General features: G+C 41.7%; 23 protein-coding genes. 11 read left to right on the forward strand and 12 right to left on the reverse strand.

From position 1 onward, the window contains the following. The first annotated feature begins 25 nt into the window (after positions 1-25). The 3 genes from ACY8DT_RS07305 (at position 26) to nrdG (ending at position 3958) form a co-directional block, all read left to right on the forward strand. Positions 26-1441, forward strand: a complete 1416-nt coding sequence (locus ACY8DT_RS07305) for a pyridoxal phosphate-dependent decarboxylase family protein (RefSeq protein WP_462422239.1) — start codon at positions 26-28, stop codon at positions 1439-1441. 139 nt (positions 1442-1580) lie between these two features. Beyond that, positions 1581-3431 (forward strand): anaerobic ribonucleoside-triphosphate reductase, encoded by a 1851-nt coding sequence (gene nrdD, locus ACY8DT_RS07310; protein WP_462419677.1) that lies wholly within the window; start codon positions 1581-1583, stop codon positions 3429-3431. Next, a complete protein-coding gene (gene nrdG, locus ACY8DT_RS07315; RefSeq protein WP_462419678.1) occupies positions 3428-3958 on the forward strand; it encodes an anaerobic ribonucleoside-triphosphate reductase activating protein in 531 nt (176 codons plus the stop codon). The genes nrdD and nrdG overlap by 4 nt, the downstream gene beginning before the upstream one ends. A 66-nt stretch (positions 3959-4024) precedes the next feature. On the opposite strand, the gene ACY8DT_RS07320 is transcribed toward nrdG, so the two are convergent. The 3 genes from ACY8DT_RS07320 to ric form a co-directional block, all read right to left on the reverse strand. Next, positions 4025-4708, reverse strand: coding sequence for a helical membrane plugin domain-containing protein (locus ACY8DT_RS07320; protein WP_462419679.1), 684 nt, complete (start codon positions 4706-4708; stop codon positions 4025-4027). Continuing rightward, positions 4708-7671, reverse strand: a complete 2964-nt coding sequence (fdhF, locus tag ACY8DT_RS07325; protein ID WP_462419680.1) for a formate dehydrogenase subunit alpha — start codon at positions 7669-7671, stop codon at positions 4708-4710. Before fdhF ends, ACY8DT_RS07320 begins: the two co-directional genes overlap by 1 nt. A 153-nt stretch (positions 7672-7824) precedes the next feature. After that, complete coding sequence (gene ric, locus ACY8DT_RS07330) at positions 7825-8538, reverse strand: iron-sulfur cluster repair di-iron protein (protein ID WP_462419681.1); 714 nt, start codon at positions 8536-8538, stop codon at positions 7825-7827. A gap of 198 nt (positions 8539-8736) precedes the next feature. On the opposite strand from ric, the gene ACY8DT_RS07335 reads away from it, so the two are divergent. The 5 genes from ACY8DT_RS07335 (at position 8737) to ACY8DT_RS07355 (ending at position 13259) form a co-directional block, all read left to right on the forward strand. After that, positions 8737-9693 (forward strand): ABC transporter ATP-binding protein, encoded by a 957-nt coding sequence (locus tag ACY8DT_RS07335; RefSeq protein ID WP_462419682.1) that lies wholly within the window; start codon positions 8737-8739, stop codon positions 9691-9693. Next, entirely contained in the window at positions 9690-11210 is a 1521-nt protein-coding gene (locus ACY8DT_RS07340; protein WP_462419683.1) for an ABC transporter permease/substrate-binding protein, read from the forward strand. Before ACY8DT_RS07335 ends, ACY8DT_RS07340 begins: the two co-directional genes overlap by 4 nt. Positions 11211-11338: 128 nt before the next feature. Then, on the forward strand, positions 11339-11728 hold the full coding sequence (locus tag ACY8DT_RS07345; RefSeq protein ID WP_462419684.1) for a GntR family transcriptional regulator: 390 nt from the start codon (positions 11339-11341) through the stop codon (positions 11726-11728). Then, complete coding sequence (locus tag ACY8DT_RS07350) at positions 11709-12572, forward strand: ATP-binding cassette domain-containing protein (protein ID WP_462419685.1); 864 nt, start codon at positions 11709-11711, stop codon at positions 12570-12572. The genes ACY8DT_RS07345 and ACY8DT_RS07350 overlap by 20 nt, the downstream gene beginning before the upstream one ends. 18 nt (positions 12573-12590) lie before the next feature. Then, positions 12591-13259 (forward strand): hypothetical protein, encoded by a 669-nt coding sequence (locus ACY8DT_RS07355; protein ID WP_462419686.1) that lies wholly within the window; start codon positions 12591-12593, stop codon positions 13257-13259. Positions 13260-13301: 42 nt separating this feature from the next. Here the strand turns inward: ACY8DT_RS07355 and ACY8DT_RS07360 are convergent, their stop codons facing one another. The 6 genes from ACY8DT_RS07360 to ACY8DT_RS07385 form a co-directional block, all read right to left on the reverse strand. After that, complete coding sequence (locus ACY8DT_RS07360) at positions 13302-13916, reverse strand: FMN-binding negative transcriptional regulator (RefSeq protein WP_462419687.1); 615 nt, start codon at positions 13914-13916, stop codon at positions 13302-13304. Between the two features lie 29 nt (positions 13917-13945). Further along, positions 13946-14434 (reverse strand): CHAP domain-containing protein, encoded by a 489-nt coding sequence (locus ACY8DT_RS07365; RefSeq protein WP_462419688.1) that lies wholly within the window; start codon positions 14432-14434, stop codon positions 13946-13948. Between the two features lie 83 nt (positions 14435-14517). Then, positions 14518-15072: a DUF4256 domain-containing protein gene (locus tag ACY8DT_RS07370; protein WP_462419689.1), complete on the reverse strand. Its 555-nt coding sequence runs from the start codon at positions 15070-15072 to the stop codon at positions 14518-14520. Between the two features lie 81 nt (positions 15073-15153). Further along, complete coding sequence (locus ACY8DT_RS07375) at positions 15154-16782, reverse strand: BCCT family transporter (RefSeq protein ID WP_462422240.1); 1629 nt, start codon at positions 16780-16782, stop codon at positions 15154-15156. Between the two features lie 193 nt (positions 16783-16975). Next, complete coding sequence (locus ACY8DT_RS07380; protein WP_462419690.1) at positions 16976-17626, reverse strand: Crp/Fnr family transcriptional regulator; 651 nt, start codon at positions 17624-17626, stop codon at positions 16976-16978. Between the two features lie 126 nt (positions 17627-17752). Further along, positions 17753-19024, reverse strand: a complete 1272-nt coding sequence (locus ACY8DT_RS07385) for an amidohydrolase (RefSeq protein WP_462419691.1) — start codon at positions 19022-19024, stop codon at positions 17753-17755. A gap of 117 nt (positions 19025-19141) precedes the next feature. Here ACY8DT_RS07385 and ACY8DT_RS07390 point away from each other — a divergent pair, with 117 nt between their 5' ends. Then, the gene (locus tag ACY8DT_RS07390) at positions 19142-19699 is read left to right on the forward strand and encodes a sugar O-acetyltransferase (protein WP_462419692.1); all 558 of its coding nucleotides are present in this window, start codon (positions 19142-19144) and stop codon (positions 19697-19699) included. 203 nt (positions 19700-19902) lie between these two features. On the opposite strand, the gene dhaM is transcribed toward ACY8DT_RS07390, so the two are convergent. The 3 genes from dhaM to dhaK are packed head-to-tail and all read right to left on the reverse strand — an operon-like array spanning position 19903 to position 21820. Beyond that, positions 19903-20265 carry a dihydroxyacetone kinase phosphoryl donor subunit DhaM gene (gene dhaM / locus ACY8DT_RS07395; protein ID WP_462419693.1) on the reverse strand — a complete coding sequence of 121 codons (363 nt, stop codon included), beginning with the start codon at positions 20263-20265 and terminating at the stop codon, positions 19903-19905. Between the two features lie 3 nt (positions 20266-20268). Continuing rightward, on the reverse strand, positions 20269-20847 hold the full coding sequence (gene dhaL, locus ACY8DT_RS07400) for a dihydroxyacetone kinase subunit DhaL (protein ID WP_462419694.1): 579 nt from the start codon (positions 20845-20847) through the stop codon (positions 20269-20271). 10 nt (positions 20848-20857) lie between these two features. After that, positions 20858-21820, reverse strand: coding sequence for a dihydroxyacetone kinase subunit DhaK (dhaK, locus tag ACY8DT_RS07405; protein ID WP_462419695.1), 963 nt, complete (start codon positions 21818-21820; stop codon positions 20858-20860). Between the two features lie 169 nt (positions 21821-21989). Between dhaK and ACY8DT_RS07410 the strand changes: the two genes are divergently transcribed. Further along, a complete protein-coding gene (locus tag ACY8DT_RS07410; protein ID WP_462419696.1) occupies positions 21990-22805 on the forward strand; it encodes a putative phosphoesterase in 816 nt (271 codons plus the stop codon). 23 nt (positions 22806-22828) lie between these two features. After that, the gene (locus ACY8DT_RS07415; RefSeq protein ID WP_462419697.1) at positions 22829-23197 is read left to right on the forward strand and encodes an iron chaperone; all 369 of its coding nucleotides are present in this window, start codon (positions 22829-22831) and stop codon (positions 23195-23197) included. The last annotated feature ends 19 nt before the right edge of the window (positions 23198-23216 follow it).

The following is a 23216-nucleotide window of genomic DNA, read 5'->3' on the forward strand; positions in this document are numbered from 1 at the left end:
ATATTAAGGAGTGAAAACTATGGTGATGGAGTTTAGGGAAAAAGATTTGGATTTACAAAATATTATTGCCGATGAGGTCAATAAGTATTTAAAAAGGGATTTGGGTACTATGGCAGCGACTAAGCGGGCACCGCAGGAACTGATTGATAAGTATGAAACCATGGAAGTGCCTGAAAAAGGTCGTGATATTTATGAGATCATGAATGAGCTTGATAATGAAATACTGGAATATATTCATCGCGGTAATCATCCCCGGTCGTTCTCGTTCATCCCGGGGCCGGGGTCCAGATTATCATGGCTGGGTGATATTTTAACAACGGCTAATAACATTCATGCATCCAACTTTAAAAATGCGACTTTACCGATCAGTATCGAGCGGAATCTGATCAATTATTTTGCTGAAAAACTTGGTTTTAAAATAAAACCGGCCGGCGGTGTGTTCGTCTCCGGGGGCTCTATGGCAAATCTGACTGCGGTTGTCACTGCACGTGATGAAAAAATCGCGACTAAAGAACTGTACAAAGCGACAGTCTACATATCGGACCAGGTCCACCATTCATTGAGCAAGGCTTTTCATACAGCTGGAATCCCAAAGGAGAATGTGAGAAGGATTTCTGTCGATGATGATTTTAAAATGAATGTAGATGAATTATCAACAGTGGTAAATAAAGATATTGAAGAAGGCATGAAACCGATTCTCGTTGTGGGGACTGCCGGAACAACGAATACAGGTGCTGTGGATGATATAGGAGGGATGGCTGATATTTGTGCGGCACATGATCTATGGCTGCACATCGATGGTGCTTATGGTCTCTCCCATCTGCTTTCTACTAAAGGCAGGAAGCTGTTCCCCGGAATTGAACGTGCAGACAGTGTCAGCTGGGATGCGCATAAGCTTTTGTTCCAGACATACAGCTGTGCAATGGTCATCGTAAAAGACAAGCAGCATCTGCTGAACAGTTTCAGCGAGCAGGCGGAATATCTGGACGATATTCAAAGCGACGATGATGTCATTGATCCTGAAATGATCGGTATGGAACTCACCCGCCCTGCCCGCGCAGTAAAATTGTGGATCACATTGCAGGTATTGGGTGAAGAGCAGTTCAAGGCACGCATCGATTACGGGCAGCAGCTTGCGGAGTATACAGCAGAACGTGTCGAGGAGATGGAAAACTGGCAGATCATATCACGGCCGAGTCTGTCGATATTGAGTTTCAAATATGTCCACCCGAATCTGAATGAAGCCGAAAACAATAAAATACTTTCCAATGCAGCGCAGCGAATGGCCTCTTCCGGTTATGCGGTGACTTATACGACAGAATTGAATGATCAGAAAGTCATCCGCATGTGTACCATCAATCCCGAAACGACAAAAGAAGATATTATGGGCACGCTCACGCGTCTGGATGAGTTTGTAAAAGATGAAGTGGATGGAATATGAGCACTGATTGATGTCACAATTGACATATTTGAACGTTAGAAATGACCATTTTATGAAAAAAGGATATGCGCCTCTTTAAACACAATATATTGTGTTAGATTTATCAATAAGTCTACATATTGTGTTTAGGAGGATGTATATGCAAACATTGGAAAAGAATTTGGACAGTCTGATAACGTATAAGCCTGAAATAGTGAACGAGAACGCGAACAAAGACAGTAAAACTTTTAATACATTCAGGGATCTGACCGCCGGGGTGGTGGCAAAATCATATGCGCTTAAAAAAATGCTTCCAAAAAATGTTTCAGAAGCGCATCAAAGCGGTGATATTCATTTTCACGATTTGGACTATCATCCGTTCCAGGCGATGACGAACTGCTGTCTCATTGATATAGAAGGTATGCTCACAGAAGGTTTTCAGATGGGGAATGCGAAAGTCACGTCGCCAAAATCAGTTCAGACTGCTGCTGCACAGATTATTCAGATTATAGCGAATGTCTCCAGCAGCCAGTACGGCGGGGTGACCGTCGACCGCTTTGATAAGACTCTGGGTAAATATGCCAGACTGAATGAAGAGAAACATCGCAATATCGGTGAGGAGTTCGTGCTGCCGGAAAAATTGGAGCAGTATGTCAAAGAACGTGTGGAAAAGGATATTAAAGATGCTGTACAAAGTTTTGAGTATGAGATCAATACGCTCTATACTTCAAACGGTCAGACGCCATTTGTCACAATCGGATTCGGTCTGGGTACGGATAAATACAGCAGAATGGTGCAAAAAGCAGTACTGCAGACGAGAATGGACGGTCTGGGTGCTGAGAAATTTACAGCAATATTCCCGAAACTTGTATTTGCTTTGAAAAAAGGGGTTAACCTTGATAAAGAAGATGTGAACTACGATATTAAACAGCTTGCATTGGAGTGTTCGTCAAAACGTATGTACCCGGATGTATTGAACTATGACAAAATTGTCGAGCTTCTTGGCGATTTTAAAACTCCGATGGGCTGCCGTTCCTTCCTGCCAGAGTGGACGGATCCCGCAACTGGAGAGAGTATTAATGAAGGACGTGCCAATCTTGGGGTGGTGACACTTAATTTACCAAGAATATCAATAGAGGCAAAAGGCAGCAAAGAGAAATTCTGGAAGAATTTCCATCAGAAAATGAATCTGATGCATGATGCCCTTGTCTTCAGATTAAAACGTCTTGAGGACGTCACCAGTGACAACGGACCCATCCTCTATAAAAGTGGTGCATTCGGCAGACGTCTGGAAGCGGGTAAAAGCGTCATGGAGTTGTTCAAGGAGAAGCGCTGTACATTATCAATGGGGTATATCGGATTGTATGAAACTGCGACCTCATTTTACGGTCCTGACTGGGAAACGAATTCTGAAGCAAAGGAATTCACCTTGGATATACTAAGGGAAATGAAGAAATACCAGCTGGAGTGGACAGAGGAATACGATGTGTTCTTCAGCATATACGCAACGCCGAGTGAGTCCCTCACCGATCGTTTCTGCAGGCTGGATTATGAAAAATTTGGTGAACTGAAAGATATAACAGACAAAGGATATTACCAGAACTCGTTTCATTACGATGTCAGAAAAGATATTACACCGTTTGAAAAGATTGATTTTGAAAAGGATTATCCTCATCTCGCCGGGGGCGGTTTCATCCACTATTGCGAATATCCTAAAATGACACATAACTTGAAAGCGCTGGAAGCAGTATGGGATTATGCATATGATAAAGTGGGCTACCTCGGAACGAATACGCCGATCGACCAGTGTTTCGAATGCGGTTTCGAAGGTGATTTCGAAACAACTGATACAGGATTCAAATGTCCCAACTGTGGTAATCAGAACCCCGAAACAGTCGATGTGGTCAAGAGAACATGCGGTTATTTGGGAAACCCGGTCGTACGTCCGACAATAAAAGGCCGTCATAAGGAAATCAGTGCAAGAGTCAAACACATGGATGAATCAAAATGAACGCATTGAATATATATGAAGGGCGTTACCATATCGCCAAAGTCGAACCGAGAACCTTTGTGGATGGTGAAGGTGTCAGATGCAGTGTTTATTTATCCGGCTGTCCCTTTGACTGCCCCGGATGCTATAATCTTGCCGCTCAGAACTTCGTTTACGGAGAAGAATGCAGCGATGAATTGATAGAAGAGATCATGTCTCACTGCGAAGCCGATTATATAAGCGGTTTGAGCATTCTTGGCGGCGAGCCGTTTTGTAATTTAAAACTGGCGGAGCGGATTGTCAGCCGATTCAGAACGCGTTTCGGCAATCGGAAAACAATATGGGTCTGGAGCGGTTTTGTTTTCGAATATCTTAAAAATGATGATAAAAGAAATGATCTATTAAACGATATTGATGTTTTGGTAGATGGTCCGTTTATGCAGCAGCTATTCCAGCCCAACCTGCCATTCAGAGGCTCATTAAATCAGAGAATAATTGATGTACAGAGGTCACTTTCGAATGATAGGACGATCTATTTGAATGATTGAAAAGTTCCGAAGAAATATAAAGAAGACGATGAATTTTAAATTCATCGTCTTCTTTATTTGGTTACATTAATAACCTTTCCTTTTTCTGAATATAAACGGGAGTGCTACTGCAGCAGCACCTGCAACACTTGTTCCGGCAGCAAGGACAGCTGCTTTTGTAAGTGAGCCTGATTTTTTATTATCCACTTTTGAATCATCTTTGGATAACTGATAACCTTCAGATTCATCACTCATCGTTGAAATGGAATCTTCAACTTTATATTTCTTTTTAAGGTCATCGGCATTTGCACCGAACCCTTTAACGAATTGCGTTAAAACATTTGAACCTTCAATAAAATGCGGGTCCATTAAAACTTTGATCAATCCAAACCAGCCGCTTCCTCTGTTTTTATATTCATATTCAGAAGCAGTTTCTATACTGTTGTTCACCTTCAAAATGACAGGCTCGAGCTGTTCCATATTAACTTTGCCAAGTAACTGGCTCATTAATAATACATTTTTAATGGATTTGCTTGCACTTGAAGATTCTAATGCGGTTAAAAGGCGGTAAAGTATACTGTCGCTTTCTGCGAGGCCGCCTTTAACCATGTTCAACACTTCGTGATCTTCAAGTTTATTCAGGATGTCAAAAAGTTTCTCAAGCAGTTCCTGATTATCAACAAGCAGCTTCTCAAGTTCTTTCAAATCATGTTCGTGCTGGACTTCAGGATCGATTTTCATTTTATGGATGACTTTGGTTTCTTTTGCCATTATTTTTTCGACCTTCTTTCCTTAACGATATCACCAGGGAAGATGTAATCTTTACGTGCCCATTTCTGTTCAACGTTTACACCGATCTGCGGCTGCGGATTGCCGTATCTGTGATTGATTTTCGGTAAAGGACTCTCTCCTTTTTTCTCGAGCACTTCGAGTTTCGCAGAAACTTCTTTATATGCAGGAGTGTCTGTATCTTTATCTGCATACGAGCTGCTCAAGTAGTTTATGGCACCTTCACCGGCATCGTTCATCGGCAGATAGACCTGTTTACCGTAAACACGGTCTGTTACTACAGCTTTCAGTTTTACGCTTCCGTATGGTGATGTCAGTCTTACCATCGAACCGTCTTCTAGTCCGCGGTCTTCCGCTAATTCGTGAGATATTTCCAAGAATACTTCAGGTGTTTTTCTGGTGATTGCTTCAGATTTGTAAGTCATGTTACCTTCGTGGAAATGCTCCAGCAGACGTCCATTATTCACATGAATATCATATTCTTCTCCGAATTCAAGAGGCTTCGTCCAGTCGACAGGATAGAAACGTGCTCTGCCATCCGGGAAAGGGAACTCTTCGGTGAACAGCAGTGGAGAATCTGTACCATCTGCATCCACCGGCCATTGAAGACTGTCATAGCCTTCCAGGCGGTCATAGCTGACGCCTGCAAATAATGGTGTCAGTGATGCTGCTTCATCCATGATTTCGCTTGGGTGTTCATAATCCCAGCCTGCGTCCAGACGGTTGGCAATTTCCATGATGATCTGCCAGTCCGGCTTAGTACCTTCCAACGGGTCGAAAACTTTGTACAGACGCTGGAACCTGCGTTCAGTGTTGACGAATGTACCGTCTTTTTCGAAGCTTGGGCTTGCAGGCAATACTATATCTGCGAACTCGCATGTTTTAGAGAAGAAAATATCCTGTACAACAAAGAATTCAAGCTTCTCAAACGCTGCCTGTACGTAGTTTATGTTTGAGTCGACAATACCCATATCTTCGCCTTTCAGATAAAGCATGTCCAGTTTGCCTTCATGGATGTAATCAACCATTTCATGGTTATTCAGGCCTGGAACTTTTGAAAGTTCAGTGCCCCATCCTTCTTCGAAGCGGCCTCTGACTTCATCATCGGTGACGAACTGGTAGCCTGGGAAACGGTCCGGCATACTGCCAAAATCGCTTGCGCCCTGAACGTTGTTATGGCCGCGTAATGGATAAGCGCCGGCACCCGGCTTCATGTAGTTTCCGGTAGCAAGCAGCAGGTTGGAAATTGCAGTACTTGTATCACTGCCGCCCTGCTTCTGAGTGACGCCCATCGCCCATAAAATACAAGTGGTTTCCGCTTCATGGATCGATTCAGCGATTTCAATCAGTTCTTCCTTCGAAATGCCCGTCATTTCTGAAGTGTAGTCCATTGTATATTTTTCCAGTGTTTTATAGTACTCGTCAAAATCATTGACGTGATCAGTGATGAATCTTTCATCATGCCATCCCTGGTCAATGATATATTTAGTGACACCGGACAGCCAGATCAGGTCCGTTGTCGGGTTCGGCTGAACGAAAAGATCTGCTCTGTCTGCGAGTTCGTTTTTACGCAGGTCACTGACAATCACTTTTTGACCGTTCAATTTTTGAGCACGTTTAACACGTGTCGCAAGCACCGGGTGTGATTCTGCAGTGTTGGAACCAATCGAGATGACCAATTCAGACATGCCGATATCTGTGATGCTTCCCGAGTCGCCACCGTGTCCGACTGTTCTCCACAGCCCCATCGTTGCCGGTGACTGGCAGTATCTTGAACAGTTATCCACGTTGTTTGTGCCCACTACGCCGCGCGCGAGTTTCTGCATCAGATAAGATTCTTCATTTGTACATTTGGATGAAGAAATGAATGCCAGTTTATCCGGCCCTTTTTCTTTAATCTTATCTTTGAACTTGGATTCGATTATGTCGAGTGCTTCTTCCCATGTTGATTCTACAAAGCTGTCGCCCTTACGGATCAGAGGTTTAGTCAGTCTTTCTTCACTGTTGACGAAATCCCATCCGAATTTACCTTTTACGCAAGTTGAAACGCCATTGGCAGGTGCCTCCTCCTGAGGCTCAATCTTCAATATTTCCCGGCCTTTTGTCCATACATCGAAGGAACAGCCGACACCGCAGTAGGTACACACTGTTTTTGTCTTCTCTATGCGGTCTTCTCTCATTTCAGCCTCAACATCGGAAACGACCATCAATGAATTATATCCAGTTTCCACTTCTTTGGTTACGTTGACTGCCGGTCTGAATGAATCTTTGAGCATGCCAGTCAAGTAACCCGCTTCACCTTCCATGCCGACTTCCATCATCGCATTACATGGGCAGACTGTTGCGCAGTGTCCACAGTTTACACATGATGAATCATCAATCGTCGTATCGTTATCCCATATTACTTTTGGACGGTCCAATGTCCAGTCAATCAATAATGTTTCATTTACCTGGAGATCCTGACAGGCTTCTACGCACCTTCCGCATAGAATACACTGGTCCGGATCATAACGGTAAAAATCATTTCTCTGAATTTCATGACCTTTGGCTGTATGTGGTGATTCCTGATGATCGATCCGCATTTCTTTAACTGTATTATGTATTTCACAGTTGCCATTGTTAAAGTCACACACTGTACAATACAGTTCATGGTTCCCCATTACTCTATCCATTGCAATCAATTGTGCTTCGTGAACCTCACTGCCGACAGTTTCAACAACATCTCCATTATTCAGTTCAGTGGAACATGAACGGACAAACTCGCCGTTTACTTTAACAATACAAGTGTCGCATGTTTCCAACGCGCCGAGGCTTGGATGATAACATAAACTCGGGATGTCTATATTTTTGGACTCAAGGTATTTCAGCAGACTGCCATGTCTGGGCGCAGTAAAATTCATGCCGTTCAGTGTAATGTCCACTGTTTCGGTTCTGACTTCCGCCATATATAAGCTCCTTCCATACAGTTTGATATTCTCATTCCCATGTAGAATGATATCAAAACATTTTTTGACTATTTAGACAATTATAATGAATAAGAAAAAACTGTGTGTAAGCTAAAATTGCTTCTACACAGTTTTTGATTGTTTATATTGAGATTATGCGTGTTGTCCCATCAATTCATCTATTCTTTCAAAAAGAATATGATTTTCCATGTGCACATGCTCGAAAGTTTGCTTTTCCAGTGCTTCCAGACGCGAGTAAACCAATGTGTATGTCCCGCATGCATTTTCCGGCAACTTGTAACCGTTTGTAATTTTGCGCATGCGCTTCAGAATATCTCCAGTCGTATCATGATCGTCCACAAGTTTCCGGACGGCTTCTTTTACTTCAGGAACAGGAACATTTTCACTGTCATCAACATAGTTGGCAATCAGAGGAAAGACATTCGCATCTTCATCTGCAGTATGTGCAATCATTTCCTCTCTGAAGGTACCGAAAAGGTCATGCAGCTCGATAAGATGAGGCTGGGTCCCTCCGTGTCTTCCCGCTACTCTCTCGACAAACGGTGTCAGGTTGGCAAGTTCTTCCTTCAGATCCTTATGAAATCTGTTCTGGATATACTCAATGATGCTCGGGATTGATAAGTACTTCATATCAATATGACCGGCTTCTTCACTTGACTGATTGACCTTATCCTCTACTGCCAGAAAAATATCATCTTTGTCAAAATCACATCTCTCTACCGCTTCACTCAGTGAGATTTTACCCCCGCAGCAATAATCTATGCCTACTTTGCGGAACACATCTGCAGTTCTCGGGTATTTTCTAACGATATCAGCTACGTGTTTTTCCTGTAACTCTGTATTCAATATAATCCTCTCCCATAGTCATATTCAGTATAGGAAGTTTACGGTGCTGAAGATATTGGTGAACTCCCTACTCTTTCCTCTGATTGTACAGGGTATAAAACGGTCTTCTATGATATGAATCACACTTTAAGTATAATACTGTTTAAAAATTAAGATTTAAGAGAATAGAAAAGAGAATCATACAAAGGGGGATTCATTGTGATTGAATTTAAAAATGTCTCAAAGAAGTACGGCGATAATTCAGCAGTTGAAGATGTTAATTTCAAAGTCGAAGAAGGGGAATTCTTTGTCATCATCGGACCGTCCGGGTGCGGCAAGACCACTACATTGAAAATGATCAACCGACTGATACCACTGACTACCGGCTACATATACTTTAAAGAGAAACCGGTCAGTGATTTTCCGCTATATGAAATGCGCTGGGATATTGGCTATGTCCTGCAGCAGATTGCTCTGTTCCCGCATATGACGATCAAAGAAAATATCGCGCAGGTACCTGAGATGAAAAAATGGTCCAATAAAAACATAGATGACCGGGTGGATGAACTCTTGGAGATGGTCGGCCTGGAGCCTGAAGTGTACCGCAGCCGTATACCGGGCGAGCTGTCAGGCGGTGAGAAGCAGCGTGTCGGGGTCATACGTGCTCTTGCTGCAGACCCTCCGGTCATATTGATGGATGAGCCATTCAGTGCACTCGACCCGATCAGCAGGGAAAAATTGCAGGATGATCTGCTTGAGCTCCAGAAAAAAATAAAAAAAACGATAGTTTTTGTCACACACGATATTCGGGAAGCGCTGAAAATGGGAGACCGGATCTGTCTGCTTAACGCAGGAAGTGTCGAGCAGATCGGAACACCGGAAGAATTTTTGTCAGAACCTAAAAATGATTTTGTCAGAGACTTTATCGGCGATATTGACAGCCATCTGCTGAAGCAGGCCACAGCGGGTGATATTGTGAGTGGTGAACCTGAAATAGGTACAGAAAAAGAAGGTGATCTGCCGGAAGTCAGCCATGATGTGGACATGCACAAGTTGTTCAAATATTTCAGTGAGTACGATACATTGATCATTGTGGATGAAAATAAGCGTAAATACTTGAACCGTCAAGATTTGTTCAAGTATTTATCCAAAGATGAAGGCGGTGGTCATCAATGAGCAGCCTGCTGAGCACACTGGAGTCAAGAAGCGGTGATCTATTTACAGCACTGATAGAACATATCCAGCTTTCATTCATCGCTTTGTTAATCGCAGTAATCATAGGGATGCCGCTGGGTATCCTGCTGACAAAAACGAAGAAAATTTCTGAGGTAGTGATAAATATTGCTGCCGTAATGCAGACCATCCCGTCACTCGCACTGCTCGGTCTGATAATTCCGCTTTTTGGAATCGGGACGGTGCCGGCAATCATTGCATTGGTCATCTACGCACTGCTTCCTATTCTAAGGAATACTTATACCGGCATTGATGAAGTGGACGAATCACTCGTGGAAGCGGCTGAAGGCATAGGTATGAAGCCGGCGCGCCGTTTATTCAAAGTGGAACTGCCGCTTGCAATGCCTGTCATCATGGCCGGAATCAGAACAGCGATGGTATTGATTATCGGTACAGCGACTCTTGCCGCTTTGATCGGTGCGGGCGGCCTTGGTGATTTGATCTTACTCGGTATCGATAGAAATAACATGTCGCTCATCATTATCGGTGCGATACCGGCCGCATTACTTGCGATATTTTTTGATATCGTCCTACGTATACTTCAGCGTCTGTCGTACAAAAAGATGCTGATTACACTGGCATCGATACTACTTGTATTATTATTGATTGCTGTTGCCCCGCTGCTTTCAGGGCGCGGGGAGAGCATCACGATTGCTGGTAAGCTGGGGGCGGAACCTTCGATAATAACGAATATGTATAAAATATTGATTGAAGAAGAGACGGATTATATGGTTGACGTGGAGGACGGTCTCGGTAAAACGACTTTTCTTTTCAATGCACTGCAGTCCGATGATATCGACGGTTACCTGGAATTTACAGGGACTGTTCTTGGTGAGCTTACTCAGGAAGAGCTCGAGTCGAAGGAGGAAGAAGCGGTCTATGAACAGGCCAAATCCAGTCTGGAAGAAGAGTTTGAGATGACATTGCTTGAACCGATGGCGTTCAATAATACCTATACATTGGCTGTTAAAGAAGATTTTGCTGAAGAACATGGATTGGAACAGGTAAGCGATCTTGAAAATATGGACGATGATATCAGTGCCGGGTTCACTTTAGAGTTCAATGACCGTGAAGAAGATGGCTATCCTGCCATTCAGCGTGCATATGATTTGGAGTTCGGGAACGTCAGTACAATGGAACCTGCGCTTAGATATCAGGCGATTGAAGCGGGAGACATTAATCTTCTGGATGCCTACTCAACGGATGCAGAGCTTGAGCAGTTTGATATGGTTGCGTTGGAAGACGATCAGAATGTATTCCCGCCGTATAATGGTGCACCGATGTTCAAAATCGAGTTTTTGGAAGAATATCCTGAAATCGTCGATCCTTTAAATAAACTGTCCGGTCAAATTACTGATGAAGAAATGCAGCAGATGAATTATGAGGTCAGTGCAGAAGATGCAGATCCATACGAAGTCGCAGAAGAATACCTGATGGAATCAGGATTGATAGAAGAATAGCGTTTACGAAAAAAACCTTCATGAGTGAAGGTTTTTTTATTTTGTTTTAAAACTATATTTACAAAGTACCCGTAATGATATATAGTTGTATGCATAGGTATATAACTATAGTTCGAGGAGGGAATAAATTGAATGGAAAATTAAATGAGAGGAAACCGATTTTTGAGCAGATCAAAGATTGGATTAGCGACCAGATCATAGATCAAACACTGGCTGATCACGATAAAATCCCTTCCACCAATGAAATTGTCGAGTTTTTCAAAGTGAATCACCTGACGGTTGCAAAAGGGGTCAACCAGCTTGTGGATCAGGACGTCATTTATAAGAAGAGAGGTGTCGGTATGTTTGTGGCTGAGAATGCCAGAAATACATTGTTGGTTGAGCGTAAAGATAAATTCAAGGATGAGTACGTCAAACCGATGATAGAAGAAATGTCTAAACTGGGATTGACGGAAAAAGATTTAAATCAGCTGATTGAACTTGTAAAGGAGGATGACCATGGTAAACGTAGAATTTAAAAATGTCGATTTAAAAATAAAGAAGAATGATATTTTAAGCGCTGTCAATTTAAAGTTCGAACCGGGAAAAATATATGGATTGCTTGGCAGAAACGGCGCAGGTAAGACGACCTTGCTTTCATTGATTGCAACATACAGAAAAGTGACAAGAGGGACTTTGACGGTGGACGGGCAGGATCCGTATGAAAACGCGGAAATCATGCCGCTTGTAGATTTTCTGCATCAGGAAGACTACAGTGAGGAATCAGAATCGGTGGATGATTATTTAAAAATGGCCAAGACTTACAAGCCGTCATTTGATATGGACTATGCCCTTGAACTTCTTGAGGAGTACAGCATCAATTTAAAGAAAAAAATGATGGAATTATCACAGGGCCAGCAGGCTGCAGTAGATGCAGCCATGGGACTTGCAACAATGTCACCGGTCGTTTTGTTTGATGAAGTGACGAATGGCATGGATGCACCGTCCAGAGAGAAGTTTTACCGCCAGGTACTCAACACAAAAAACAGAGAGAACAGGGTCATCGTCCTTTCAACGCATATCGTATCTGAGATGGATTATCTGTTTGATGAAGTAGTTGTCATTCATCACGGTAAAGTACTGATTGATGAACCGGTGGATGAATTTTTAGGAAGGGGCTACCAGGTTACAGGCAGCGCAACAGATGTTGACGAATTCACTAAGGATAAAAAAGTGATGCAGACAAGGACCCTCGGACCGACAAAAGCTGTCACAGTATCAGGCAGTCTATCCAGCGGAGATGAAGAATTTTTTGACAGTGGAAAGCTCTCATATTCAGCTATGAGAATGCAGGACTTATTTATAAGTATGACGGAAGATTGATCGAGAAAGGAGAAAACTATGAACAATAATAGAGTGAGGCACGGCACAAGAGATCTATCAATTATCAGTATATTTGGCGCGATGTGGTACATCCCGATTTTCACAGTAATATATCTTGCCCTGTTTTTAATATTTGGTTCAGGTGAACTGGACAACATGTCCTACTTTTCAATGGGTATGAACTCCAACAGGATCTTTATGCTTGTGATGGGCATCATCATCGGCAGTAGCTTTATCAAGTGGGCAATCGGACTCGGGATGACAAGGAGGCAGTTTTATAAGGCCAATCTATATTCAGGGGCGGTTATGGCAGTTGTATTAATGGTAGCGATGATTATCATCAGTCTGTTTGTCGGCTTGCTGCCATTCGCAGGTACTGAAAATATAAACCCTGCGCTTGATATGCATCCACTCATGAATCTCATTACTCTGACGCTGATGGTATACCTTGCATACTTGGGGGGAACACTGATAGGGACAGGATTCTACAGGAATGGATGGTTTGGTGCTCTTGGCATCATCATTACGATACTTGGCAGTTTCATTCCAGAAACATTTGATTCTGTAATAGTGAATTCATTTGGACTGACAGAAGGTGAGGGTGCACTGATTACAGTAATCATCCTGATTATTGCATTGATTGCGGTGAACTACTACTTTATAAAAGACATCGTAATAAAAATATGATGAACAATAAAAGCAGGAGAATATTCAATGATTCCCCTGCTTTTATTGTTCTTTTATTCTTTTCATTTCCCGGGAAATCTTTTGATCATCACCCCTATTCCTCGTATCAAGTGCCTCTGTGATATTACTATGATCCGTTTCATTTCTGTTCTGGCTCATTTTATATGCGGCCTGCACTTCCTGTACTTTCACTTTAAATCCGGCAATGCCTTTAATTTGAGCCTGTGAATCTTCTGACAGGTTCTCCCATGTTGCACCGTTCTTACTTTTGCCTTCATGTTTTTCGAGCAGATTGACGAGGTCTTTCTGCAGTTCTTCTTCATTTAATAGAGAACATTTACCGTACAGATGGACTGACTGGTAGTTCCATGTTGGTACATTTTCACCTTCGTACCATGTAGAGGATATATATGCATCAGGCCCTTTAAATATAACCAGTGTATCTTCATGACCGTCAAAAGTTTTCCATTGTTCGTTACCTTTGGAGATATGACCTGTAATCGTCCACTCCCCATCTTCTTCGTTCAAGATTACCGGTGTATGAGTCGCTGCCGGCCTGCCGTCTTTTACAGTGATAATCGTGGCAAAGTCATACTGATTGATGAATGATTTTACTTCTTCTATATCCTCAACTTTAAAATGTTTAGGAATGTACATATATCTGCTCCTTAATATGCGGTTCCCTGCTAACTCACCGTGTCTTTAGGTCTCGGATTCTCTTCAGGGTGGATGTAGTTGTAATTCTCAATATTTTCGGCATCGATCGTTCTCTCTGTAACTTCATACGGTTCATAGAAATTCATTTCTGTAATTTCAATAGAGCGGTCATCATTGACGTTTGCTACATAAGCCACATGGCCGATATCCCCTCTCGATGTCTGCAGCACAGAACCTGCTTCAGGTGTCTGATTCACTGTATAACCATCAGTTTCGGCCCGTTCCGCCCAGTGTTCAGCATCTCCCCAACGGCTCTCAATCATGTTTAAATCATCCTTCACAAGATCAAAGACATAATAAGTGCATTCACCTTCGTCATATGTGTTGTTCGCCATAGGATCCGGCAGGATCATATATTTGATATCTTCAACCAGTCCGTCTTCCGACTGCCGGTCTGCATAAAAAAGACCCCCGGCAATCATCAGCATGACCACTGATGTTAAAACAAATTTTTTCATATTTCACCTATTTACTCAGTATTAGTATGTTTATATCACATTTTGTGAGTGAAATCTAATTATCAGACTGTTGTCAGGCTCAATCATATATTTAATTTCCCCCTGAATCCGCGTGATGCATAATATGATTCGGCACCGTTATGATAGGTGAATACTGTATCGTAACGGTAATCGCAAAACAACGCACCACCGAGTGATCTGATATTATCAGGTGTCTTAATCCATGAAGATGTCTTTTTATCGAATGAATCATGTGTCTGCAAATATCTGTAGTCTTCTTCAGTCAGCATTTCAATGCCCATCTTTTCAGCAATTGTTATGGCAGCACTTTCCGGCTTATGTTTTTTTCTTGACTCGAGTGCCGCATGGTCGTAACACAGGCTCCGTCTTCCTTTAGGACTTTCTTTTGAACAATCCATGAATATGAATGAATCATTTTCCTGACCGACGACATCCGGTTCACCTTCAGTCTGTTCCATTTCATTCAATGTCCATAACTTTTCAGGATTATCGACCAGCTTATCTTCAACTTCCTGCCATGCAATACCAATGTGTCTGTGTTCATTAGCTTCAAATCGATTTTTTAAAGTATCGAGTAAATCATCTGCATCCTGTTGAGCTAACTTTTTATCTGACATTTATACCACCCCTTATAATAATACTTTTATTTTATTACAAAAAAGCCGGTACACCAAATATGCACCGGCCTGTTGAATAAATCAGATTCCAGGGGAATCATCTTTCAATCTTTCTTTATACTCTTCCAGTTCTTCCTCATATTCCTCAGAGGAACCTCTAACATAATTTTCATAACGCTTTTTATTCGGACTGATCGTCAGTTCGAAATATTTACGCTCGGCATTGGCATCTTTATAAAATGCAACCGCCATCAGTATAACGACGATACTGAATGGAAGAGCCGATATAATTGCTGCGGACTGTAGTGCGTTCAGTCCGGTTTCCCCTCCGGCAAGAAGAAGGATGTAGGCAATTGATGCAAGTGCCAAACCCCAAACAATTTTAACTATTGCAGAAGGTGTAAGTGAACCGAATGATGTCTGCATACCGAGAACGAATGTTGCCGAGTCAGCAGATGTTATGAAGAATGATGCGACGAGCATCACTGTAAACAGTGACAGTATCATGCCCATCGGCAGTTCGTCAAAGACGGCAAAGAGCTGGATCTCAGGTGCCATCTCGAAGATTTCAGGAACGCTTTGTGCGACGGATACACCTGTCATACCGAAAGTACTGAACCAGATGATACCGATCAATGTCGGTACGAATAAAACCGCCATGACGAACTCACGAATAGTACGGCCGCGTGATACACGGGCGATAAATATACCGACAAAGGGGCTCCAGCTCATCCACCATCCCCAGTAGTAGACTGTCCAAGTATTCATCCATTCGCTTTTTTGCTCATTTAAAGGAGCTATGTCAAGACTCTGGGTGAGGAAAGTGCCTAAGTACTGTCCGGTGCCTGCAGTCATCATGTTAAGTATCAGCATAGTCGGACCGACTATTATGATGACGACAAAGAGCAGGCCCGCCAAAACCATATTCAGATTACTTAAGTATTGAATTCCTTTGCTCAAACCTGACCATGCACTCATCAAGAATAATACCGTTACGACAGCGATGATGATCCCCTGCACAAAGTTGTTTACAGGAACATCGAATAAGTAATTCAAACCGCCGTTGATCTGCATCGCGCCGATACCAAGTGATACAGCGACACCGATGACAGTAGCAAAAACTGCGAGTACGTCCACTACAACACCGAGCGGTCCGTCAACTTTATCTCCGAATAAAGGACGAAGGACTTTGGACAGTAATCCGACCTCACCTTTCCTAAACTGTGAATAAGCAAGTGCGAGTGCTACAACACCGTACATTGCCCATGCATGGAAGCCATAATGCAAAAATGTGGAACGCATTGATTCCATCATTGCTTCACGGGTTTCGGGTTCAGCTGTCGGCGGCGCGACATAGTGTGACATCGGCTCTGAAGCACCGTAGAATACCAGTCCGATACCCATACCGGCACTGAATAACATGGCTAACCAGGATACTGTGTTGAATTCCGGCTTTTCATCCGGTTTGCCCAATTTTAATTTTCCAATTGGACTAAGTAATAAAAAGACACAGAAAAATACAAGTAATGTTGTCAGTATCATATAATACCAACCGAAGTAGTCAGTGATCCAGGCTGATATAGCTCCGGAAATTTCTCCGAAGCTGTCCGGGAACAAAGCACCTAATATAACAACTACACCGATAATGATTACCCCATAGATAAACACATTTGATATTTTTCGATTCGGCTGTTTACTTTCCAATGAAATTTCCCCCTCTGTTATAATTTATATTGCATACAAATTATCTAAAATAACAATAACGTTATTGATGCTACCAATGTTTTCTTTCATTTTCAACAGCAGTAACTATTCAATTCCCTATGTAATCGTTTTATACTCGCATAACTTAAAAAAAAGATAAAATAAAAACACTCATCATTGAGTGTTTTATTATTGAAGACTATATATCTATGATTTCATAAGTTTTATTGTTAATCTTTTTGATTAATTCTTCATCTTCCAATTTTTTAAAGTTGCGGGTCAGAGTCTCCGGCTGCATGCTCAAGTACGATGCCAGATCTTTCTTGGTCATATTTAAATTTAAAATGCCATCTTCAGTGTGTGTTCTTATATATTCCTGAAGTCTCTCATTGCTGCTGAGTAATGAAATGTTTGTGGTCAGTAATTCTGATTGATTGAGACGTTCAGCGAAACTCTCTATGATTTTTATACTGATATTGGGGTATTTTTGCATAAGGTCATAAATATCCTGCTGGTTGATTGTACAGACCTGGGCATCTTCCATAACTTCTGCATAGGATTCATGTGTATTATCATCATTGAACAGTGAAGTTTCGCCAGTGAAGTCGGCATGCCCAAGCACTCTGACAAGCTGCTCTTTGCCTTCTGCATTCAGCCTGTAGATTCTCACTTTGCCAGCGTGCAATACTGATAAAGATTCGTTTTGATCACCTGCCATGTACAAATAATCACCTTTACTCAAGTGCTTATGATTAATTTTACTGAACACTTCCTGTAACTCATTATCGTTTAAGTGGCTGAAAATAGGCACTTTACTGACACAGAGCTGGTGGCCCTGTAACTTTGCCATTGATAATCCTCCTTCCAAATATCAATTAAAAATTATTGCTTTCAGCTGGTGCTCATCAAATCCCATTATAGTCATGCATAATAGAAAAGAACAAAAAGCATCTCAGACATTCCTTGAAAGAGTTTTTTACTCATAAGTCAATGCTTTTGCAGTCTCGAATAATACTTGAACCGAGGGCATCATACTGTCCTCATGGATATCAAATTCCTCATTATGATGACCCGCAGCAAGGACAGTGCCAAAGACGCAATATGTGGCATAACCGCCCTGTTTTTGGACAGCTTCCATAAAAAAGGTCGCATCTTCTGATCCAGCAGCTGAATTGTCCTCCAGTTCACTCGTTAAACCGACACTTCCTGCTGTTTTATGCAGGACTTCAGCAAGTTCAGGTGAACCTTCAGCACTGATGGCTTCACCGACAAGATTAATTTCATAATCCACCTGGTGCATCAAAGCGGCGCCTTTAATCACTTCTTCAGCATAATTTTTCACGTATTCATTTAGCTCAGTCGTGGCACCGCGTACTTCAACTTTTAATTCAGCACTGTCAGGTACGATATTCCTGCCGCTGCCCGCATGAAGTTCACCTACATTAATTCGGGTTGCTCCGTCTGCATGTCTCGGAATAGAGTGTAAATTCAAAATTGCAGAAGCTGCAGCAAGCATTGCATTCTTTCCTTCTTCAGGGTGCCCCCCTGCATGGGAAGCAACGCCTTTAAATTTCACATCAAATTTTGAAGATGCCAGAAAACCATTATTTGATGCGACAAAGTGATTGAAAGGGACATTCAAGCCGATATGTGAAGCGATAAAATAATCCACATCCTCCACAACACCTGCTTCGACCATCGATTTCGCACCTCTGCCGCCTTCTTCGGCAGGCTGAAAAATCAGCTTTATTTTACCTCTCAGTTTATCTTTGTTTTCACTGAGCAGTGCTGCAAGTCCCAGACCTATAGTCGTATGTGCATCGTGACCGCAGGCGTGCATATTGTTATTTGAGGAACGGAAATTCTCGTAGTTTGGTATGTGGGATTCAATATTGCTTTCGTAAATTGGCAATGCGTCCATATCCACTCTGAATGCAACCGTCGGCCCCGGAGCGTGAGTGTCCAATATTCCAACGACCCCTGTATAGCCTTCTTTGAAGTAATCTAAGTATTTTTCTACAACGCCATTTTCTTTTGCCCATTCAAGATGTGCTGCGGTCTCTTCTATTCCCGGTTTTCCCATGCAGGAATCAGGGTCCATGACTTCTTTACCTAAAAGAATATCAAAACCAAGCTGCTCTAACTTATCAGCGACAATGGATGCGGTTCTCATCTCTAAAAATCCGAGTTCGGGGAACTTATGAAAATCCCTGCGCCAGGCGACTAATTGATTTTGAAGCTGTTCCATCATCTCACCTCTTATATAATTTTTATTATAATCAAGTATATCATTTTAGTTTTATGTATGAGACTCTGTGTTTATAAGCTTTAGATGTAAATCATACAAAGTATGGAGGGGTTGGTTATGAGTGAAAAAGATAAAATGCTTTCCAACGAATGGTATGATGCAAATTTCGATGAAACTTTGCTAAATGAGCGGTTAAAAGCTCAGGATTTATGTCATGATTTAAATCAGACAAAACCGAGTGATGAGAAAAGACGACAGGAAATCATTGTTGAACTGCTTGGATATATACCTAAAAATGCAGATATCGCAAGTCCATTCATGGTGGATTACGGCTACAATGTCAAGCTGGGTAAAAACATCTCTATAAATATGAACAATTACTTTATGGATGGTGCGGAAATCACTTTAGGGGACCGTGTGTTCGTCGGGCCGTCCTGCGGTTTTTATACTGCCAGTCACCCCCTTGATGCGCAAGACCGCAATAAAGGAATAGAAAAAGCTTCCCCCATTTCAATCGGAAATAATGTCTGGTTAGGAGGAAATGTAAGTGTAATGCCCGGCGTTACAATTGGTGATGGGTGTGTTATTGGTGCAGGTAGTGTCGTTACAAAAGATATTCCTGATAACGTTTTGGCAGCGGGTGTACCTTGTAAGGTCATCAGAGATATAGATTAAAAATGCATTCAGGATTTTAAAATACCGGGCGCTCTGTGAAGCGACATTCTGTTACGAAATTTTGTATATTAGATGATATTTGAATTATCCATTAGTCCAGGTAATCATCGCTGAAATGTAAAATAACGCCATGCATTACACTATAATGATGCATGGCATTATTTTAAAATGTTCAAAAAATATAAATGCTTTGATATCAACGTTTATTTAACCATCTCACTTAATTTATCCATAATCTCATCGATATTGGTACCGATACTTATTTCTACAGCCGCTAAAAAACTGCCTTCCACAACAGGAGCATTGGCAATTTGGATATTGTGTTCACCCTCATACATTTCGACAGCCATTTCAAGATTCATCAGACTGGAACCTATATCAAAGAAACAGATTGTATCACCTTTCACTTCGGACAGCATATGATCAATCTGTCCGATATTGGTGCCGATTCCATCATTAACGCCGCCGGAGGCATGGACTGTAACACCATCAGCCATCTGTTCAATCAATTCTTTAGTGCCTGAAGCAATATCTTTGCTGTGGCTGATGATTAATATTTCTGTCATCGATTATTCCTCCTCTGTAGTAAATGCATTCAAAATATACACTGCACTCTGTGCCCCGGGATCGATCGCACCTCTCGACTTTTCTCCGAAGTATGCTGCACGTCCTTTGGTGGCAATCATATCTTTAGTTTCATCAGCGAGTTTTTGCAAATCTTCCAGTTTAAGGCCGCCGCTTTCTTGAAGAACATTTTTAGCATTTGAAATGACATCGTACATTGTCTTCTCTCCGCCTGTCACTTTCCCTTTTGAACTGACGGTCTGATCGAAGACATCGATTAATTGTTTCAAATTCTCTGCGTCAATTTCATCTTTGGCAACTTCACTCATTTTAACAAAGCTGAAACCATACAACGGGCCGCTTGCACCACCGATGGAACTCATCAGAGTCATTCCTGTCTGTTTAAGTATTTCCTGGGTGCTGCCTTCTGTGACCTGTTCTTTCACTGCATCAAATCCGCGTTTCATATTAACGCCGTGGTCACCGTCACCTATTTCACGGTCAAGTGCAGTAAGTTCGGATTCCTTTTCCACAAAGACTTCCTGTAATTTATGAAGCGCATCCAAAAGTTTTATATTATCCATAGTTACCTCCTTAAAAGTGTGCGGATTCAGTTGGAGCATTTAATGCACTGACTATTTGATCGTCATGATTTAAAACAGTGAGGGAAAAGCCTTGCATATCCAGAGCCGTCATATAATCACCGACAAATAATTTTGTTATTTTAATTCCTTTTTCTTCTAATGCTTCCAGAACATTTTTAGTAACGATATATAGTTCGCTGAGAGGCGTGGCACCCATGCCGTTAATCATTAAAATCAGTTCTTTATTATCGTTGTACTTGAAGAGTTCGGTTAAAAGTCTGTCAGTGATTTTATCAACAGTTTCAATTTTTTCGCGATAAATCCCTTTCTCACCATGTATGCCTATTCCGATTTCCATCTCTTCTTCATCCAGATCGAAACCATATTCTCCAGTTGTCGGTACCATGCAGGGCTGGACGGCCATGCCGATTGAAAATAATGAGGTCATCATTTCTTCAACTTCATCTTTGATTTGAGTCAAGCTGTGCTTGTTATCTGATAAATATCCGGCATACTTATGAACGAGCACCGTACCGGCAACACCGCGGCGCAGTTCAGGGTCTTCTATTGCAACATCATCGCTTACGACGACAGTTTCAACTTTATGACCTTCTGCTTCCGCCATCTCTTTAGCCATATCAAAGTTCATCACATCACCTGCATAGTTTTTAACAATGAGCAGTACGCCATCACCATTATCCACGTGTTTAATGGCTTCCAGTACCTTATCTGGAGTTGGTGATGTAAAAACTTCACCGCAGACTGCCGCATCCAGCATTCCTTCAGCAACATACCCTGCGTGAGCCGGCTCGTGTCCACTTCCGCCCCCGGATACCAAAGCGACGCCGGACTCTTTTTTATGCTTCCTCACAACGACATTATCAGCAATAAGATCTATCTTCAGGTCGGTATATTTTAATCCTGTCAGCATATCACTGACAAATTGTTCACGGTCATTAATAAGTTTTTTCATATTAAGCTCCCCCTTATACTATTATTATACTCATTACCTATTTTGATTAAAAATAAAATGTATAGTGAAAGTAAGATTAGAGTGCCAAAAGTAAACATTGGACAAATGATATAAATAGTTGGAAAATGATATTAAAGAATGGTGAGTCTAAGAAGATGGAGTTTTGACAATGAGGATAGGCATTATTTCAGATTTACATATTGATCGTTATAATAATAGTGTGGAAAATATCCCTTTATTTGAACGTGCTCTAGTAGATGAGATAAAAAACAGAAATATAGAAATGCTATTAATCGCAGGCGATATATCCAATAACTTTGAACTTACAATGGATTTTATACATACGGCTTCAAGGGAGGGTGGAATCGAAATTAAGTTTGTTCCCGGAAATCATGATCTGTGGCAGTCAGACTTGACAGAAAGTACTGAAAAAATATTGCAGCGTTATGCTGACCAGCCTGAATGTTTAATTAAACGGCCGTATATCATCAATGAAGAATGGGCGGTAGTCGGACATACAGGGTGGTATGATTACAGCTATGCATCGGACCGCTTTTCTTATGACAGGCTGTCCAGGCGTGCGTATTACGGCGGTACCTGGCAGGATAAAAACCATATTTCCTGGAGATACGATGATGACATGATGTCCGGACGGTTTGCAGATACTGTAAGAAATGACCTGGAAAGCCTGAAAGATAAGAAGATCATATTAGTAACGCACATCGTTACCAACAAACGGTACAGAGTGCCTATGCCGCACCGCCTGTTCGATTATTACAATGCATTTATCGGCACCAGTGATTTTGATGAAATATATGAGGATTATGACATAAGATACAGTGTTATGGGACATGTTCATTTCAGGCATTCACTCACAGAAGGAAATATCACTTATATTTGTCCCTGTCTAGGGTATAAACGTGAATGGAGAACAGATGATATTAACACAGAAATAGGTAATTCAATGTATGTCATTGAAGTATAAGTTGATTTCAAGGAGGGCTTAAATTGGAAACAATTCAAGATTATATTGAAACAATTGATGATATGACCCACCGCAGACAATTTGAAGAAGTCATTGAATGGATCGATAAAAATTACTCGGAACTGGACGAGGTCATCAAGTGGAATACGCCGATGTATACACTGGGCAATACATTTATTTTAGGAATTGACAGTGCAAAAAAGCATATGTCGATTTCACCTGAAGAGAAAACTATGGATATTTATAAAGATGATATTGAAAAAGCCGGTTACTCACAAACACGGGGTTTGTTCAGAATTAAATACTCTGAAAAAGTTGATTATGACCTGCTGAAAAAACTTATTGATTTTAATATTAAAGATAAAAAGGGTTATGATAAATTCTGGCGATGATATAACCCCGGAAACAACA

It is taken from the genome of Salinicoccus sp. Marseille-QA3875 (assembly GCF_054950095.1).